General features: G+C 72.4%; 10 protein-coding genes. 4 read left to right on the top strand and 6 right to left on the bottom strand.

Annotated features, from left to right (window positions below; genetic code table 11):
* Position 1 precedes the first annotated feature (1 nt).
* The 4 genes from AB0H56_RS19115 (at position 2) to AB0H56_RS19100 (ending at position 3,437) form a co-directional block, all read left to right on the top strand.
* Positions 2 to 955 carry a sugar ABC transporter permease gene (locus AB0H56_RS19115; protein WP_357164713.1) on the top strand — a complete coding sequence of 318 codons (954 nt, stop codon included), beginning with the start codon at positions 2 to 4 and terminating at the stop codon, positions 953 to 955.
* The gene (locus AB0H56_RS19110) at positions 945 to 1,757 is read left to right on the top strand and encodes a carbohydrate ABC transporter permease (RefSeq protein WP_110035382.1); all 813 of its coding nucleotides are present in this window, start codon (positions 945 to 947) and stop codon (positions 1,755 to 1,757) included. Before AB0H56_RS19115 ends, AB0H56_RS19110 begins: the two co-directional genes overlap by 11 nt.
* 190 nt (positions 1,758 to 1,947) lie before the next feature.
* Positions 1,948 to 2,817 (top strand): hypothetical protein, encoded by an 870-nt coding sequence (locus tag AB0H56_RS19105; RefSeq protein ID WP_357164710.1) that lies wholly within the window; start codon positions 1,948 to 1,950, stop codon positions 2,815 to 2,817.
* On the top strand, positions 2,817 to 3,437 hold the full coding sequence (locus tag AB0H56_RS19100; RefSeq protein WP_357164707.1) for a hypothetical protein: 621 nt from the start codon (positions 2,817 to 2,819) through the stop codon (positions 3,435 to 3,437). Before AB0H56_RS19105 ends, AB0H56_RS19100 begins: the two co-directional genes overlap by 1 nt.
* Before the next feature lie 164 nt (positions 3,438 to 3,601).
* Here the strand turns inward: AB0H56_RS19100 and AB0H56_RS19095 are convergent, their stop codons facing one another.
* The 6 genes from AB0H56_RS19095 to AB0H56_RS19070 form a co-directional block, all read right to left on the bottom strand.
* Positions 3,602 to 4,966 carry an acetyl-CoA carboxylase biotin carboxylase subunit gene (locus tag AB0H56_RS19095; protein ID WP_357164704.1) on the bottom strand — a complete coding sequence of 455 codons (1,365 nt, stop codon included), beginning with the start codon at positions 4,964 to 4,966 and terminating at the stop codon, positions 3,602 to 3,604.
* Positions 4,963 to 5,502: an acetyl-CoA carboxylase biotin carboxyl carrier protein subunit gene (locus AB0H56_RS19090; RefSeq protein ID WP_357164701.1), complete on the bottom strand. Its 540-nt coding sequence runs from the start codon at positions 5,500 to 5,502 to the stop codon at positions 4,963 to 4,965. The genes AB0H56_RS19095 and AB0H56_RS19090 overlap by 4 nt, the downstream gene beginning before the upstream one ends.
* Positions 5,503 to 5,668: 166 nt before the next feature.
* Positions 5,669 to 7,354, bottom strand: coding sequence for an acetyl-CoA carboxylase, carboxyltransferase subunit beta (accD, locus tag AB0H56_RS19085; RefSeq protein ID WP_357164698.1), 1,686 nt, complete (start codon positions 7,352 to 7,354; stop codon positions 5,669 to 5,671).
* Positions 7,351 to 8,919, bottom strand: coding sequence for a PfaD family polyunsaturated fatty acid/polyketide biosynthesis protein (locus AB0H56_RS19080; RefSeq protein WP_357164695.1), 1,569 nt, complete (start codon positions 8,917 to 8,919; stop codon positions 7,351 to 7,353). The genes accD and AB0H56_RS19080 overlap by 4 nt, the downstream gene beginning before the upstream one ends.
* On the bottom strand, positions 8,919 to 11,294 hold the full coding sequence (locus tag AB0H56_RS19075) for a beta-ketoacyl synthase (RefSeq protein WP_357164692.1): 2,376 nt from the start codon (positions 11,292 to 11,294) through the stop codon (positions 8,919 to 8,921). Before AB0H56_RS19075 ends, AB0H56_RS19080 begins: the two co-directional genes overlap by 1 nt.
* Positions 11,291 to 18,040 (bottom strand): SDR family NAD(P)-dependent oxidoreductase, encoded by a 6,750-nt coding sequence (locus AB0H56_RS19070; RefSeq protein ID WP_357164689.1) that lies wholly within the window; start codon positions 18,038 to 18,040, stop codon positions 11,291 to 11,293. The genes AB0H56_RS19075 and AB0H56_RS19070 overlap by 4 nt, the downstream gene beginning before the upstream one ends.
* Between the last annotated feature and the right edge of the window lies 1 nt (position 18,041).

Raw genomic sequence — 18,041 nt, 5'->3', positions numbered from 1 at the left:
CATGTTCGTCATCGACGATCGGCAGGACCCGGCGCAGGTGGCGCACGTCGCCGCCGCGCCGGGTCCGCGCCGGGTCACCCGTCGCGCGCTGACCCGCCTCGTCGCGCCCTACCTGTATCTGGCGCCCGCGCTGGTGCTGCTGGTGGTGTGGACCTATCAGCCGCTGGCCCAGGCCGTCGAGCTGTCCACCTATTCGTGGAACCTGCTCCCGACCGCACCCATGAAGCCGGTCGGGACGGCCAATTACGAACGGCTGCTGGACCTTCCGGCATTCTGGGGATCGCTGGGCCGCACCGCCACCCTGATCCTGGGGTTGCTTCCGTTCACCGTGCTGTTGCCGGTGCTCATCGCGCTGACGAGCCGGCGCGTGCACGGCCGGGCCAGGACCGTCTATCAGGCGCTGGTGTTCGCGCCGTTTCTCGTCGCACCGGTCGCCGCGGCGGCGGTGTGGCGGTGGCTGCTGCATCCGGGCACCGGCTTCGTCGATCAGCTGCTCGGCACCGGCCACAACTGGGTCTACGACGCCTCGACCGCGCAGGCGGTGATCATCGTGATCACCGGCTGGCAGCTGCTCGGGTTCGCGACGCTGGTGGTGTGGGCCGGGCTGGCCGGCATCAGCGGTGACTACAGCGAGGCCGCGCGGGTCGACGGGGCGACACCGGGGCAGATCCGGCGCTGGATCACCCTGCCGCTGCTGTCGCCCACGCTGTTGTTCCTGGTGCTCACGACCGTGCTGCTCAGTCCCACCCTGTCGTTCCCGCTGATCGATTCGATGACTCAGGGCGGGCCCTCGCAGGCCACCACCAACATCTACTACCTGCTCTGGGACTACGCGTTCCACAGCTTCGACGCCGGGCTCAGCGCCGCGGCGGGCGTGCTGTTGTTCGCCGGTTTCGGCGCACTGGCCGCGGTGCTGGTCTGGATCTCGGAAAAGGTTGCCGTTCATGATGATTGACCGTCTCCGCGCGGCGGGCAGCCATCTGCTGCTCGCCGCGACGGCGCTGCTGTGCGTGTTCCCCATCTACTGGCTGTTCGCCACGGCGCTGCGCCGTCCCGAGGACGTCACCTCGCTGACGCCGCTGCCGTGGCCGCTGTCGATCGAGAACTATCTCGACGCGGCGCAGAAGGTGGATGTCGCCGGGCTGATCGCGAACACGTTCTTCGTGGCGATCCTGTCCGCGGCCGGACAGCTGCTGGTGGCACTGCTCGCGTCGTACGCGTTCGCGATGTACACCTTTCCGCTGCAGCGGCTGATGTACCTGGCGTTCGTGGGCGTCTGGCTGGTGCCGTTCCAGGTGACCATGCTGCCCAACTACATCCTGCTCAACGAGCTGGGCCTGATCAACACGCTCATCGGCTGCGTCGTGCCCACCCTGTGCTCGGCGCTGGGCGTCCTGCTGCTGCGCCAGCACATGACCGCGTTCCCGAAGGAGCTCATCGCCGCCGCGAAGATGGACGGCCGCTCCTCCTGGGCCATCCTGTGGACCGTGGTCGTCCCCAACCTGCGCCCCGCCCTGGCCGCCCTCGGCATCCTGCTGTTCATCAACGCCTGGAACGAGTACTTCTGGCCGGCCGTGGTGCTGCGCCAGTCCAACGACGTGCTCCAGCTCGGCCTGCGCAGCTTCATGGGCACCGAAGGCGACCAATGGGGCCCCATGATGGCCCTGGCCAGCCTCGCCTGCCTCCCCGTCCTGCTGCTCTACCTGGTCCTCCAACGCCACATCGTCAACGCCTTCGTCCGGTCGGGTCTCAAGTGAACTCGTCGCGCCCTCCACGGTGACCGGATGCGATGCACACCGCGACGCACGCTGCGGTCCCCACAGGAGGACGACCGGAGGTCGATTCAGCCGGCTTGACGAGTATTGCCGGGGTACATAGGGCGACCTATGGTTGAGGACGCAACGTATCCCGTTGTGCCGATGCTGATTTCGCGGGGTGCGAAGTGCCATGACGGTGGGTTCGGTGGTCCGGCGGCGGGCGTGGGCGGTGGGGATGATCGCCGCCGTTCTGGCCTCGGCCAGCGCGGGATGGGCGACGGCGCAACCGTCTTCGACGGTGCCGCCGCCCTCGGCCACGACGTCCACGCGGTCCGGCGGCGGGACCGGGGACGGATTCACGCCGACGCTGCGAGCGCCGGCCACCGCGACGCGGGGTGGCTCGATCTCGGTGCGCGGGACGAATTGGGTGTGCGGTGAGGTGACGATCGTCCCGCCGTGGGCCACGACACCGACCACGGCGGCCGGGACGAGCCCGCCGCTCGCCGTCGTCACCGCGGATGTCGGCTACGACTACACGTTCTCCGCGTCGGTGCCGGTGCCGAAGGCAGCGGCGCTGGGGGCGAGCACGCTGTGGGTCAGCTGCACCGCGGACCCCGATATCACCGACTCCGTCTCGGTCCGGATTCTCGCGGTCCCGGTGGTCACCGAGCCGATCGTCACCGGGGCACCGCCCGCCGTCGACCCACCGGTCGTCACCGAGGCACCGCCGGCTGTCGACCCGGTGCCGCCCACCGCGGAAGCGCAGGGCCCGGACGGATCGTCCGGTTCGCCCTCGGCGGGGCCGGTCGGGCTCGTCGGTCTGCTGCTCGTCGCCGGGGTCATCGCGCTCGCCGTCCGCGAACGAACACGCGCACCCGATCCGGCACCCGTGATCGGTGCGAGCGTTGCGCCCGAGCCGCGCGCACCCGAGGTCGGGGTGCGGGTCCACGCCGATCCGCGGCCGCGCCTGGAGATCAGGACCGTGCCCGCCCAGGTGCCGACCGTCGAGATCAGGACGCACCGGCCGGAACCGTTCATCACCGTGCGGGAGGTCCGCTGATGTTTCCCGAAGCCCTGACCGCGCGAGCGGTGCTGTACGACAACGGCTCCCACGAGGTCGGCCGCGCCGAGCTGACGGCCAGGCTGCGCGAGATCGGCTTCGATCGCGAACTCCGCCTGGCCGCACCGGCACTCGGTCCGCTCGTGCGCGATCTCGCCCTGCCGAAGATCGCGGCGGCGCTGGACGGCCTGCTCGACATCAACGTCGGGGACGCGGCGCTCGTCGGCTGGCGGGGGTACGACCGGCTCCGTGGCGCCGCCCAGCGCACCCGCACCGGCCCCGAGGAGAATGTCGAACTGCTCGCCCACGAACTCACCCACACCTACCGGCCGAGCCTCGAGATCCTCGTGGACGGGCACTCGTCGGGCCTGCTCACCGTGGAACTCGTGCTGGCGCTGGAGATGCAGCCGCTGGCGGCGACCGTCCGCGACGCGCACCTCGTCGCCCTCGGCCCCGGCGACTGCACCGTCTCCGTGTCGATCGGCACCGCATCGGTCGGGCCGATCATCGAGCGGCAGCGGGAGATTCCGACCGCACGGATGGTCGACCTCCGCAGGCCGATCCCCCTGCTCACAACCGGCCGCCCCGGCGGACAGCACGGCCCACGCAGGCCCGCCTGAGCACACGGTGCCACACCATCTGCCGGGCCAGAGCGGTCAGACCGTCGAGATGCACTCGGCCGCAACAAGGAAGTGCCCGGCCGCAGGTGCACCGCATGCCCGGAGGTCGGGTGCGATCCCGGTGCAGCGATGCTCGGAACAGGACGGCCGGTGCCCTTAGATGTTCAGCGCACGGCGACCGGTGCGTTCAGCTCGCCGATGAGGGCCGTGTCGTGGGTGGCGGTTCGGAAGGCGGGGTGGTCGAGGATGTCGTGGAGGAAGTCGGTGGTGGTGGCCACGCCGGGGCCGGTGATGGTGGTCTCGGCGAGGGCGCGGCGCATGCGCGCGATGGCCGTGGGTCGATCCGGCGCCCAGACGATGACCTTGGCGAGGAGCGAATCGTAGTGTGGCGGAACGGCGTAGCCGGGCGAGACGTGGGTGTCCACGCGGACGAAGGGACCGGCGGGGAGTGCGCATTCGACGAGCGTGCCGGGGGCGGGCGCGAACGCGCGTTCCGGGTCTTCGGCGTTGAGGCGGCATTCGATGGCGACACCGTGGGGCGCGCGATCGCCGAGGGTCAGCGGTTCGCCCGCCGCGATACGCAACTGTTCGGCGACCAGGTCGACGCCGGTGACCATCTCGGTGACCGGGTGTTCGACCTGGAGTCGGCAGTTGACCTCCATGAAGTAGAACTGGCCGTCGGGGGCGAGCAGGAACTCCACGGTGCCCGCGCCCACGTAGCCCGCGGCCGCGCACCCGCGCACGGCGGCGGCGCCGATGCGCTCGGCCAGCTCCGGTGACAGGCCGGGCGCCGGCGCCTCCTCGACCAGTTTCTGGTGCCTGCGCTGCAGCGAACAGTCCCGCAGACCCAGGTGCCGGACGGTGCCGTGGGTGTCGGCGAGGATCTGGACCTCCACGTGCCTGGCCGATTCCAGGTAGCGCTCGACGTAGAGCCTGCCGTCGCCGAAGACGGCGGCGGCCGCGGCCCTGGTGTGCTGCCAGGCCGTGGCGAACTCGTCGCAGGCACGCACCACCCGCATCCCGCGGCCGCCACCACCGGCGACGGCCTTGATGATCACCGGGTAGCCGATCTCGTCGGCCAGGGCGCGCGCCGCGCCGGGATCGTCGATAGCGTCGCGGCTGCCGGGCAGCAGGGGCAGCCCCGCGTCGGCCATCAGCGCGCGAGCCGAGGACTTGTCCCCGAGGCGGGCCATCACCGCCGGCGGTGCGCCGACGAACACGAAGCCCTCCGCCTGGCACACCTCGGCGAAATCCGGGTCCTCCGAGAGGAATCCGTACCCGGGATGGATCGCGTCGGCACCGGTGGCACGGGCCGCCTCGATGATCGCGGGGATCGACAGGTAGCTGCGTTTGGCCGGGGCCGGTCCGATCTGGACGTGTTCGTCCGCCAGACGCACCGCCGCGGAGTCGCGGTCCGCCGCCGAGTGCACCGCCACCGTGGCGATGCCCAGTTCGCGGCAGGTCCGGATCACCCGGACCGCGATCTCCCCGCGATTGGCGATCAGGACCTTGCGGAAGGGGCGGGTCACCGCAGCGCCTCGAACACGATCAGCGCCTGGCCGTGTTCCACGGCGTCGCCGTTGTCGACGAGGATCTCCGCCACCACGCCCTCGCGGGCGGCGGTGACCGGGATCATCAGCTTCATCGCCTCGATGATGCCGACCTGCTGACCCGCTCGAACCGGGTCACCGGCCGCGACGAACGGCGCCGCACCGGGTTCCGGAGACCGGTAGAACACGCCCACGGTTTCCGCGGTCAGCGTGAAAGTGTCCCCGGCGGGCGCGGTCTCGGCGGGCGCGACGACCGGGGGCGCGGCCGGGGTGACGAGCGCGAGGTGCCCGGTGGTGTCGGCGGGCGCGGCGTGGCCCGCGGCCTGCGCCGACACGGGGTGGTCGTCCCAGGTGACGCGCAGCGACACCGGACCGTTGGCGACGGTCACCGACGTCGGGGCGAGGGCGGCGGCGCGCACGTGCAGCGCGTGCCGGGTCAGGACCGCCAGGCTGTGGTCGGCGTCGGTGGCGCTCACCGCCCGCTGGACGGATTCGCTGAGGGCGGGGTCGGTCATCGGTTCTCCTGGATCTCGGTGCGGGCGAGTCGAATCCGCGGTCCGGTCCCGAAAGCGCAGGACCTGACCGAGTGCCGTCATGGGGTTGCGAAGCAGGAAGTCGGCCATCGGGTCTCCGGGGCGAGGGGCGTGCCGCGACCGCGTGCGTGGTCGCGGAACGCCGGGGTCATGGGGTCGAGATCGCCTCGGGATGGGCCAGGCCGTAGCCCCGGAAACGGCTGTGCCGCTGGGCGATCAGGTCTTCGGCCGGCCAGGCGCGCAGCTCGTGCACGGCCTTGCGCACCGCCCGTCTCAGCAGCGCCGCGGCGGCGACCGGATCGCGGTCGGCACCACCCTCTGGCTCGGGGACGACGGCGTCGGCGATGCCGAGCTCGAGCAGGGCGGCGGCGTCGACGCGCAACGCGGCGGCGGCCCGTGGGGCAGCGGCGGGGTCCTTCCAGAGGATGGCGGCGCATCCTTCCGGGCTGATCACCGAGTAGATCGCGTTCTCGCACACCAGAACCCGGTCGGCCAGGGCGAGCGCCAGAGCTCCCCCGCTGCCACCCTCCCCGGTGATCACGGTGACCACCGGCACGGGCAGCCCGGCCAGCAGTTTCAGCGATTCGGCGATGGCCACCGCCTGCCCCTGCTCTTCGGCCTCGATGCCGGGATAGGCGCCCGCGGTGTCCACCAGCGCGACGACCGGCCTGCCGAGTTTCGCGGCCAGGCGCAGCACCCGGACCGCCTTGCGATAGCCCGCGGGCGTGGGCATCCCGTAGTTGCGTTCGGTGAGTTCGGGTCCGGTGTGGCCCTTCTGGGTGCCGAGGACCACAACCGGCAGACCGTCCAGACGGGCCAGGCCCGCGATCATGGCAGGGCAGTCGGCCGACATACGATCGCCGTGCAGTTCGACGAAATCGTCGAAGGCCGCGGCGAAATAGTCCAAGGTGGTCGGCCGGTCGAGACGCCGGGCCGCGCGCACCCGGTCCCAGGTTTCACCGACAGTGAGCGCGGCGGGATCGGTGATGAGCGCGTCGGTGTCACCGGGCTCGGTGCGCAACGGTGGCCGCTCGGTCATCGCGACCAGCCGGGAGAGCCGGGCGCGCAGCGCCCAGCGGTGGCAGATCATGTCGACGATGCCGTGTTCGAGCAGGAATTCCGCGGTCTGGAAGCCCTCGGGCAGGGTCTGGCCGATGGTCTGCCGGATCACCCGGGGCCCCGCGAAGCCGAGGCGCGCACCGGGTTCGGCGATGATGATGTCGGTGGCGGTGGCGAACGACGCCGCGACACCGCCGTAGGTGGGGTCGCTGATGATCGAGATCGTCAGCACGCCCGCGTCGTCGAGGCGGCGCAGTGCCCGGCTGGTCTTGGCCATCTGCATGAGCGCAACGATGCCCTCCTGCATCCTGGCCCCGCCGGAGGCGGTCACCAGCACCAGGGGCGCCCGGTCGGCCAGTGCCGCCTCCGCCGCGGCGGTGACGGCCTCGCCCACGGCGCTGCCGAGGCTCCCACCGAGGAAGCGGAAGTCCATGACCGCCAGCACGATCGGGACGCCGTCGACGGTGCCGCGCACACACCGGATCGCCTCCGGCAGCTCGGTGCTCTCCCTCGCCTGCCTGATCCGCTCGGGGTAGGCGCGGGTGTCGGTGAAGGCGAGCGGGTCGGCGACGGTGGCCGCGGTGGCGATCGGCCGGGCCGAGTCGGCGTCGAGGAGCTGGTCGACGCGCTGGTCGGCGGTGAGCATGCCGTGGCCGTCGCATTCGGGGCACACCCGGCTCGCCCGCTCGTAGCGTTTGCGGTAGATCATCGTGTCGCAGGTGGGGCACAGCATCCAGGCCGTGCCGGTGGTCGCGGTGGTGTCGACGACGGTCATCGGTCCTCCAGCGGACGTGGGACGTAGCGGGCGCAGGCCGCGGGCAGGCGCACTCCCGCGGTGCGCAGCTGGGCGACGCGGGTGAGGTGGGCGGCGCCGAACAGGAGCTGCCCGGCGATCTCGGCGACCGCGCGGTTCTCCGGTGCGGCGAGATGGGTGCCCGCCGCCCAGGTGTTGAAGGCGCCCATCGCAGGCCCGCACCAGATCTGGTAGTCGGCGACCCGATCGGCCTCGCCGCGGATGCTCCAGCCCGAGGACAGGCCGAGGTACCAGCGGAACACCAACGCCATCTTGGCTTTCGGGTCCCGCTCTGCCCCGGTCAGCTGGGCCGGGTCGCGCTCGGTGAAGTACCGCACGCACTCCTGCCACACCTCGTCGAGCGGCCTGCGGAACAGGGTGGATTCCAGCTCGCCGCGCAGCGCGGTCGGCAGCGCGTCGAGCCCGGGGTAGGCGCGGTAGGTGTCGTAGAGCTTCTGCGCGCGGGCCGCGAACATCGTGCCCCGGCGCAGCACCTGTACCTGCACGCCGAGTTCGAACATGTCCGAGGACGGCGACATGGCGCAGTCGGCGAATTCGGCGCGCGCCAGCAGGGTCTTGGTGGCGCCGCACTGTGCCGCCTCGACGGCCGACTGGTTGACCGACCCCGTCACCACGTAGGCGGCGCCGAGCCCGAAGGCGGCCGCGACGGCGTCGGGTGTGCCGAGTCCGCCTGCCGCGCCGATCCGGACGCGCTCGGCGCCGGGCGCCGTGGCGGCCAGCCGGTCCCTGGCCGCGATCAGTTCCGGCAGCAGCACCGTGAGCGGCCTGCGGTCGGTGTGGCCGCCGGAGTCGGCTTCGGCGGTGATGTCGTCGGCCATCGGCACCTGCTCGGCGAGCCGGGCCTGCTCGGCCGAGATCCGGCCCGCCGCCACGAGTTCGCGCAGCAGCCGGGCGGGCGCGGGCCGCAGGAACAGTTCGGCCACCTCCACCCGGGAGACCTTGGCGATCACCCGGTGCCCGATCTCGATGCCGCCCCGCCGGTCGAGGCTCAGGCCGAGGGCCCGATAGCGCACGACCTCGGCGGTCAGGTCCATGAAGGCGGAGGCCTCCACACAGCGCACACCGTGACGCAGGCAGGCGTCGACGATCGCGCGTTCCAGGGCGGGTTCGCTCGGACTGTGGATGAGGTTGCAGGCGAACGGCTGTGCGCCCAGATCCGCGGCGAGTTCGCCCAGTGCCGCGTCCACCGTGGCGGGTGCGACGCCCGCGGCGCCGTAGGCGGCCAGGTAGCCGTGCCGCGCCATGGCTTTCACCAGGGCGGGCGAGGCGATGCCGTTGGCCATCGCGCCGGCCGCGTAGGCCGCGCGGACACCGTGGGCCGCGCGGAACGCGCTGTCGCCGAGGCGTTCCGGCGGCAACGGCGCCACCGCGGCGAGCACCTGGGCGCGGGCGGCCACGGCCTCGTCGGCGGTGGCGCCGACCTGCCCGTCCGCGCGCACGATCCAGACCGGCGAATCCAGGTCGAGCAGCAGGGCGGTGACGGCTTGAGTGGTGGTGGCGATCGCCACGGTGCGCATCGTGGTCATCACGCGCTCCGATCGACGAGTTCGACGGCCAGGTCGGTGACCTCGTAGATGCGCAGGCCGGGCTTCCACAGCGAGCCGTCGACCACCGCGGTCACGCCGTGCGGCCCCCGGTGCAGCGCCTTGATGTGGGCCTCGAGCTCGACGGTGCCGTCGGTGGGCAGGAACTGGCCGCGGTAGCGCCAGCTGAAGGGGATGTCGGCGGGAATGCGGAACACCGGGTCGGTCATGTCCGCGGCGTGGCCGCCGTCCACGAGCCATTCCTGGACGGCGTGGATCACCGATTCGACACCGAGTGAGCCGGGGATCACCGGGTCGAGGTGGAAGTGGCGGGCGAAGAACCAGTCCGCCGGGTCGATGGGCCGCAGCGAATGCAGGTATCCCGCACCGTGTTTCCCGCCGCCGTCGACCACGTCGACCCGGTCGATGAGGGCCAGCGTCCGGCGCGAGCACAGGGGCGAGGCCGAATCGGCGCGGCGGGTGGCCACGTCGATCGTCCGGACCTGGGCGGTCGGGTTCTCGGCCAGCCAGGACGGCGCGGGGCGGCCGGCGTCGAGCCCGGTCTGGTTGGCGAGGGCCTCGTCGCTGAAGTAGCCGAACATGGTCTCGCCGGTGTAGAACGGCGCGCCGTCGACGCTGAGCGTGTAGTCGAAGGTCTGCAGGGAGGAGCCGGGCAGGATCGTCGTCGACAGCATCCGGGAGGACTGTTCGATGGTGCGGTCGCGCAGGTCGACCTGGCGCAGGACCGTCGCCGTGCCGCCGAGATTGCGCAGGCTCAGGGTGGTGCCGGGCTGGGTCAGCGTTGGTCCCGCGTAGTAGCCCATGAGCAGGGCGGCCTGCAGCGAGGTCTCCATGTACACGAAGTGCGGCATGGATTCGTTGGCCGTGTCGGCGTAGTACCAGGAGTCGGCGGGCGAGTCGTATTCGGTGGTGTAGGCCGCGTGGTCGAGAGTGCCTCGCGCGCCGTCGAATTCGCGGACACGGTCGACCAGGAGCAGGCCGCCGGTGGGCAGCCGGGTCGCGCGGACGCCGGTGTACTCCGCGAACTCCGAGCCCATGGCGATCGCCTGGTCGCCGCGCGCCAGGTGGGTCATGTGGAATTCGTTGAGGAGCAGGCCCGGGACCGCCTGGCCGGGGCCGACGCCCGCGCCTGCCGCCTCGGCGACCGCGACCTCGACGGACAGGCTCGGCTGCCCGTCCGAAAAGCTCGCGGTGCCCCTGACGTGGGGCCGGGGCACGAGATCGAGGTCGCTGACGACGAGTTCCACCGTGTCCCGGCGCACCCCGTTGCCGGCGGGCGAGCCGGGCAGTGCCTGGACCGCGGTCGCCGTCCCCTCGGTCAAGGTGCTGCCGGACAGGCACAGGTGCATACCGGTGAACAGCGCGAAGACCTGGGCTGCCTGGCGGGCGGCGGCGTCGGGCGCGCCGTCGTAGTGGGCCACGATGCGACCGTCACCGGTGCCGCCGTAGAGCTCGATCGACTCGATCCGGTTCAGCACCAACGGTTCTCCCGCGGCCAATCGCGCCGCGACTTCGACGCCTTCACGCCGGTGACCCGGCCCGAACACCTCCGCGACGGCACCCGCGGCCAGCGACTCGAGAGCCGCGCGGTCCAACCGGGTACGCGTGGTGCGCGCCAACGGCTTGAACGCGCCCTCCCTCGCGGCCTCGACGGTCGCATCGGCGGCCAGGTCGCCGACCGGTGTCACACCACGGTGGCCGGGTACCGCCGCGCGGGTGCCGGCCGCAGGCTGGTGCGTCCCCACGACAGGTTCCGCCGACCCGGTGCCGGGTCGTGCGGCCCTCGCCTCGTCGGCGGACGCCCCGTTCGCGGAGAACTCTGCGGCGGCACCGATGGCCCGGCCCTGTGCGTCGAGGTCCACCTGCGCCGACTCGCTCGACGAGGGTGTGGCGAGGGCTCGCGTCCAGAGCGCGCGCTGCAGGGCGGCCTGGGCGGCGAGCGCGGAGCGGTGGGCGGTGACGACGCCGGTGCGGAGGTCGGCGATGACGCCGCGCGGTGCGCCGGTGCTCGCCTCCCCCGTGTGTGCGTGCTCGGGCACTTCCCCCTGGCGCGTGAAACGCCCCTGTGCCAGGGGCGGCTCCCCTGTCGACCGAGTCGACTCCGCGGTCTGCCCGGTAGGGCCCACGGCGTGCCCGGCGGGAGCCACAGGGTGCGCGGCGGGGACGACGGCATGTCCGGCGGGGACCACGGCGTGTCCAGAAAGGTCCGCTGCTGGAGCGGGGTCGTGCGTCTGCCCCACCGCGTGCGCTTGGTCGGTCGGCCGGGCGGTGTGCGGGGGCAGCGCGGCCGGGTCGGGCAGGGCGCGGGCCACGCCGGTCGGGTCGAAGGCGATGCCGTCGAAGTCGAGGGCTGTCATCGGGTCCACTTCCTCACCGAGGTCTGGAACTTCTCCGTCAGGTCGGGCGTCGTGAGGACGGTGACGTCCGAGAAACGTTGCAGCACTGTGCCGTCGGTGGACAGTGCGGTGGCGTCGATGCGGGCTTCGAGCCTGCCCGCGCGCGGGTTGTCGACCACCAGGACGAACGGTTCGGTGGTCGGGAGCGGGTGGTGGTAGTCGATCCGGCCGACGCCGAGGGGCAGGCAGGCGCTGCCGAGCAGGCGGTGGCCGAGGACGGGCGGCCCCTGCAGGATCAGGTCGGCGGCGACCGGATCGTGCAGCCGGCCCGCGTAGGCGCCGCCGGCGACCGGCCCGGTGGGCAGGTGGCAGTCCAGGACGATCGCGGTGTCGCTCTCGGCCCGGATGGCGCGCAGCCCCTGCAGCGCGGGGGCGTGGAACTGGACGCCGTCCCGGTAGATCCGTTCGGCCGAGGTGCCGGGTCCGGCGGGCACCGCCTGCCGGGCACCGCTGTCCGGGGTGGCGGCGAGCAGCAGGGTCGCCCGGAAGTGCGCCACCTTGCCGTCGAAGACGGTGGCGCGCACCGCGGTACGGCCGTCGACGTCGGCGGCGGGGACCAGCTCGATCTCCAGCGCGGTGACCGGGTGATCGAAGACGAGGCCCTTGAGCACCTGGTAGTCGCGCACGCCCACCACGGTGCGGCCCGGCGCGGTGCGTTCGGCGAGATGGATCATCGCGCCGAGGCCGAAGGTCGCGGGCAATACGAGGTGTTCGCCGATCCGGTGGGCCTCGATCACGGGTTCGTCGACGAGTCCGGCGATGTCGCGGCGGGCCCGCACGGTGGCCGCGACGCGGTCTCCGGTCGACAGGGCCGTGGCGGCGCCGACCAGCAGGACCGGTTCGGGGCGGCGGTCCGTGGTGAACTGGGTGGTGAAGGCGGCGGCGCCCGCGGCGGGGGCCAGCAGCGGGATGCCGCGGGCCCGGAAGTGCTCACGCAGGTCGGCGGTCACCATGCCGCCGTCCCAGGCGCCCCAGTCGATCGCGGTGACGCGATGTCCGGGATGCCTGCGCCGCCAGCTCACCGCGAACCGGCACAGGGCCTCGTTCGCCGCGGCGTAGTCGGCTTGGCCGGCGTTGCCGAACAGGCCTGCCACCGAGGTGAACAGGATCAGGTCTTTCGGCGCGCCCACCGCGGCGAGCACGGCGGCCAGGCCACCGAGCTTCGGGCGCAGCACGCGGGCGATCGAGTCGGCGGTCTTGTCCGGGATCATCGAGTCGGCCAGGACCCCGGCGCCGTGTACGACACCGGTGATCCGGTCGCGCCACGGCGCGACGGCCTCGGCGAGCGCCGTCGCGTCGGTGGCGTCGACGCTCAGGTACTCGGCGCGGTCGCCGAGGGCGGCCAGGGTGGCGCGGATCTCGCGAACGGCGCGGATGTCGCCGCAGGCCCGCTCGATGTCCCTGGGCCGCGCGCCGGTTCCGGCCAGCGCGCGCACCGCGGCGGGCTTGAGCTCGCCGTCGGCAAGTCCGTGCGCCCAGGTGGGCTCGTCGGTGAGCGTGGTGCGGCCCAGCAGCAGGAACCGCGCCGCGCTGTGCCGGGCGAGCGCGAGGACGCATGTCGCCGTCACTCCCCTGGCCCCGCCGGTCACCAGCAGGAGGTCGTCCCCGGTGAGCACCGAAGGAGCGAAGTCCGTTGCCGCGCTGATGATCTCGGTGGTGACGGCGGACCGATACCCGCTCGGCACCGGCGTGCGGCGCTGTCCCGAGATGTCGACGCCGATCTCGACGGTGTCGATCGCCGCGTCGCACAGTTCCTCGAGCACGATCTGCGCCACCCGGGACGGCGTGGCCGCGGGCGCGAGGTCGAGCGCGCGGCAGAACAGGGCGGGTTCCTCGGCGGCGAGGGTTTTCACCAGGCCGCCGAGCCCACCGAGCAGGGCGGGCACCGGTTCGGCGTCCCCGAGCAGGCCGAGGTGGCCGTCGAGGCGGGTGACGGTGACGAACCCGGCGCGACCGGTCGCCCCCCGCAGGGCGGGTACCACGCGGCCGGCGACCAGGATCGCCTCGGTCAGGATCCGCTCGGCCTGCGCCCATTCCGTGGCGACACCCGCCACGACCACGCACAGATCGGCGGCGGCCACGGTGTCGTCGGGCCGGACCCGGCGCACCGTCCAGCTGAGCGCGCGCAACGCTTCCTCGATCGCCTCCGCGTCGGTTTCGGCGGACTCGTCCAGGCAGACGATCAGCGCCCGGCCCGCGGGCCGGTACGGGTCCACCGCCAGGTCGACCGGGGCGAGCTCGACGAGTTCGACGACGTGCCGCGGCGTTTCGGCCGCGGCCTCAGCTTTTGGGTGGACATCACCCCCGGCCAGCTCGGCCACGATCTGATCGAGGTTGCGCAGCGTGCCGAGTTGCTCGGGACCGAGACTCGGCAGTGTCGGGAACCGTTCCTGGAGGGCGCCGATCACCTGGACCCGCTTGATCGAATCGACCCCCAGATCCGCTTCCAGATCCATGGTCGGATCGACCATCTCGACCGGGTAGCCGGTTTTGTCGGCGACCACTTCCCGCAGCGCCTGCCGCAGGGTCTCGGCGGTGGGCGCGAGAGCCGCGTCCACCGAGGCGACCTCGTCCGCGTCCGAGGCGTCCGGGGTGGCGGAACTCGCAGAGACTGCCGCGGTCGAGCCGTCGCCGGCGAGCAGATCGGCGATCTGATCGAGGGTGCGCAGCGTGCCCAGCTGCTCGGGACCGAGACTCGGCAGTGTCGGGAACCGTTCCTGGAGGGCGCCGATCACCTGGACCCGCTTGATCGAATCGACCCCCAGATCCGCTTCCAGATCCATGGCCGGATCGACCATCTCGACCGGATAGCCGGTCTTGTCGGCGACCACTTGGCGCAGGACCCGCCGTAGTGTGTCGGCGTCGGTTCCGGCACTTCGGGTGACAGCAGCGATTTCGTCTCCGGCGCCGGTCGCCGCGCTGCCGTCGGCGAGCAGATCGGCGATCTGATCGAGGGTGCGCAAGGTGCCCAACTGCTCGGGGCCCAGGCTCGGCAGGGACGGGAACCGCTCCTGCAGCGCGCCGATCACCTGCACACGCTTGATCGAATCGACGCCGAGATCGGCCTCGAGGTCCATGGTCGGATCAACCATCTCGACCGGGTAGCCGGTCTTGTCGGCGACCACTTCGCGCAGGGCTGCGCGGATCGCGTCGCCGCCCAGCGTCTCTGCCGGAGCGGCGGCCTCGGATTCCGTGGTGGGATCGGCACTCGCGGCCGCGTCGGCACTCGCGGTCGGCGCGCCGGTCGGGTAGGCGGTGCCGTTTCCGGTGGGTGCCGCCGGTTCGGGCGCGGGGGCGGGCAGATGGCCGTTCGAGGGAACCTCCGCGGGCCCGTTGCCCGGGGTGTGCGCGGCGGGCAGGGCCCGGGTGGGTGCGGGCGCCGGCACCACGGAGGGGGTGGTCCGGTAGCTGGTCACCGAACGCGGGCTCGTTGCCCCGCCTTCCAGCTCGGCCAGCTGGGCGAGCACATCGCTTGCCCGCGAGTGGCTTTCGCTGATGGCGACACCGTGGTCCTTCACGGCTTCGATGGCGCGCAGCAGGTGGTCGTCGACGGCACCGGCACTCAGCGCGCCCGCCAGGCCACGGGCCAGGTCGAGCTGACCGTCGAGGTACTGCCGGTGCGTGTCCAGATGCTGGGTGAGCGCGGTGTCGAGCGGATCGACGGGGATGGTCACGAGCTGTTCCTCCACGAGCGGGGGCACCGAGGGGCGGTGCGAGAGTTCGGACACGGCAGGTGATGCGGGGATCGGGTGCGACGGCGCGCCGCCGACCACGGCGTGCGCAGCCTGCTCGACCCGCACGGACGCGGTGGGCGCGTCGACGGGTGCCGACACCGGGTCGGGGGCAGCGAGGGCGTGCGGTGCCGCATCGGTGGTTGGCGCCGCGAGCTGGACGCGGTAGTCGCCCGACAACGCGTCGGCGTAGGCGGCGCGGCGGGAGTCGGGGACGTATTCGGGTGCCGACAGGGTCACGGTCATCCGGCCTGCCGCCGGGGTGGTCGGCGCGGCGTCGGGGGCTGCGTAGCGGTTGATGCCCGACATCGCGACACCCAAGACGGCGAGCCGGACGGCGGCCCGCTTGAGTGCCACGTCGCCGTTGCCGATCGGCCCGGAGTCGGTGGCGAACGCGATCACGTCGTCGCCGAGGGTGCGGCGCACCAGCGAGGTCAGCACCTGCTTCGGACCGCATTCGACGAAGATCGCGCAGCCGTCGGCGTGCATGGCCCGCAGCGCGTCGACGAACTCGACCGGCTGGCTCAGCTGCGCGGTGAGGGTCGCCCGGTTGGCGGCGACATCGGCGCCGTAGGAGGCGCCCGCGGTGTCGGCGTAGACCGGCGCGTCGGGTTCGGCGATGTCGACTTCCGCGACGGCGGCGCCGAATTCGGTGACCGCGTGCGCCACATACGGGGTGTGGAAGGCGGCGGCGACCGGCAGATCCCTGGTGGCCCAGCCCTTCTCGGCACTGCGCGCGGTGAAGGCGGCGATACCGTCGGGCCCACCGCCGACGACGATCTGGTCGGGCGCGTTGTGATTGCAGATCCACACGTCGTCGAGATCGGCGATGACCTCGGCGACCTCGTCGCGGGCCGCGTTGACGGCCACCATCGTGCCCGCCTCCGCGCCGTCGGCGACCGTCATCGCCGCGCCACGCGCCCTGGCCAGACCGAAGAAGTCCGCGGTGCTCAGCGCGCCGGAGGCCCACAGCGCGGTCAGCTCGCCGAAGCTGTGGCCGAGGTAGCCGTGTGCCCTGAGCCCGAATTCGGTGAGCACCCGGAACTGCCCGGCCGCGAGCGCCCCGATCGCGGGCTGCGCGAATTCGGTACGGCGCAGCGCGGATTCCTGCTCGGCACGGGCCTGCTCGGTGAACGCGGGCGGCGGGAACACCACCGCGCCCAGCCGCTGCTCGGCACCGACGAACGCGGCGTTGGCCGCGTCGAAGGCCGCCCCGACGGGCGGATTGTTCAGCGCAGTGTCCAGGCCCATGTCGACATATTGGCTACCCTGCCCCGCGAACAGCACACCCACCTTGGGGGCGGGCACGGCGGCCGCGCGGAAGTACACGCCCTCGGGGTGGTCCCAGTGCGCCGCGTCGGGATGACGCACCAGTTCGTCGACGGCGAGCGAGCGCAGATCCGCCGCGGTGTCGTCGTCGACGGAGACGAAGCCGATCCTGGCGTGCGCGGCCGGAATGTCGCCGCCGTCGGTCCCCGGGGTGCTGCGCACGACGTCGATCAGCGCGGCGACATCGGGGGCGTGCCACAGATGCGCGCGAGGCACCCGGTGCAGCACCGGTCCGCGCGTCTGGTCGGCCTCCTCGAGCACGATGTGGAAGTTGGTGCCGCCGAAGCCCATCGCCGAGGCGGCCGCCCGGCGCACCGGGCGCTGTGGATCCAGCACCCACGGGCGGGTCCTGGTGTTGACGTAGAACGGCGTGCGGGCGGCGTCGATCTCGCTGTTGGGCGCGTCGACATTGATCGTCGAGGGCAGCACCTTCTGGTGCAGGGCCAGCGCCAGCTTCATCACGCCTGCGGTGCCCGCGGCGCCCTTGGTGTGCCCGATCTGGGACTTCACGCTGCCCAGCGCCGCGAACCCGGTCTCCGAACTCGCCTCGGCGAGCAGCCCTTTCAGCGCGGTCAGCTCGGTCTTGTCGCCGACGGCCGTGCCGGTCGCGTGTGCCTCGATGAGCTCGACGTCGGCGGGTGAGCATTCCGCATCGGCGTAGGCGCGGTCGAGCGCCACCCGCTGGCCCTCCGCGCGGGGCGCGTAGATGCTCTTGGAACGGCCGTCGCTGGAGGAACCGAGACCGCGGATCACCGCGTAGATCCGGTTGCCGTCGCGGCGCGCGTCGGACAGGCGGCGCAGGGCGAGCATGGTGATGCCCTCGCCCAGCAGGGTGCCGTCGGCCTCGGCGGAGAACGGGCTGATCCGCCCGGTCGGCGAGAGCGCGCCGACCTTGCTGAAGCACAGGTAGATGAAGATCGAGTTCTCGGTGTCGACGCCGCCGGTGATCATCATGTCGGCGCGACCGTCCTGCAGTTCCGCGATCGCCGTGCGGATCGCGGCCAGCGAGGCCGCGCAGGCCGCGTCGACGGTGCAGTTGATGCCGCCGAGCCCGAGCCGGTTCGCGACCCGGCCCGCCACCACGTTGGCGAGCAGACCGGGGAAGGAGTTCTCCTCCCACGGCGCGAATGCGGCGACGAACCGGCGCGAGATCTCGCTGACATCGCTCTCCGACAGGCCCATCGACCGGCCCGCTTCCGCCAGCACCGGCGTGGACAGGCGCGCGGCCAGTGGATGCATCAGCGGCACCGGGCCGGTGGTGCCGAGCACCACGCCGGTGCGCGCCGGGTCGTACCATTCCGAGCCGGTCGCGCCTGCGTCGGCCAGCAGGTCGCGTGCCACCCCGAGGCTCAGGGTCTGCATGGTGCTGGTGACCTCGAGCTGATTCGGCGGCATCCCGAACTCGAGCGGGTCGAACGCGACATCGGGCAGGAAGGCGCCGCGGCGCGAATAGGTCTTGTCCGGCGCCGAGCGGTCGGCGTCGTAGTAGTCGTCCAGGCTCCAGCGCGACGCGGGCACCTCGGAGGTGCAGTCGACGCCGTCGATGATGTTCTGCCAGTACTCGCGGTGGGTGTGTGCCTTGGGCAGCAGACCCGACATCCCGACAATGGCGATCGGGTCGCGTGCCAGGCGTCGTTCGTCTGTCACG

The sequence above is a fragment of the Nocardia sp. NPDC050717 genome, from assembly GCF_040654275.1.
GTDB lineage: Bacteria > Actinomycetota > Actinomycetes > Mycobacteriales > Mycobacteriaceae > Nocardia.
Note: the sequence above shows the minus strand (reverse complement) of the source record. Positions and strands in the feature narration are given on the sequence as shown.